Genomic DNA, 562 nt, shown 5'->3' with positions numbered 1-562 from the left:
TTTGTGGAGAAATATACAGATGAGACAAATTAAAATAAATTCTGGTTCGTGGCAAAAAGATTTAGAAATGGTTGTCACTGTTATCGATGAAGATAAATTTAAAAAATCATGTGAACAAATTAATAAATTCTATTCTGGTGATGAATATAGAGCTGATATACACGGTAGCCATGAGAAAGCAGGTTTTGCAATGTTCTGTGCTGAGTGCTTCCAGCAAATAGCATTCAATAACTTCAAGGATGAAGAATGGCTTACCGAGCAATTCGATTGGTCTAAAGATAAAGGAATTGATGGCTATCCTTCTCTAGATGATATGGGTATTCGGGTTGATGAAATTGAACCTTGGTTTATTGACTCTGACGATATAGAAATTACAGGATGATAATCAATGAATAGCTATAATAAGTACACCGACCTTCAAATTAATGAATTAGTTGCTACAAGGTTAAAGAAGAAATGCTTATTAACGGAAGAATCTGTATTAGCTTATATGGATAGCGGCTATCGGACTTTCGCCCCATGCAATAACCCTACTGACGCAATGCCGATTATTATTGAGAAT

At 34.7% G+C, this 562-nt stretch carries 1 protein-coding gene; it reads left to right on the top strand.

From position 1 onward, the window contains the following. On the top strand, positions 1-382 hold a 382-nt coding region (locus HMPREF3129_RS01640), incomplete at its 5' end, for a DUF2528 family protein (protein WP_254668230.1). Positions 383-562 lie beyond the last annotated feature (180 nt).

It is taken from the genome of Proteus sp. HMSC14B05 (assembly GCF_001808035.1).
GTDB lineage: Bacteria > Pseudomonadota > Gammaproteobacteria > Enterobacterales > Enterobacteriaceae > Proteus > Proteus mirabilis.
Note: the sequence above shows the minus strand (reverse complement) of the source record. Positions and strands in the feature narration are given on the sequence as shown.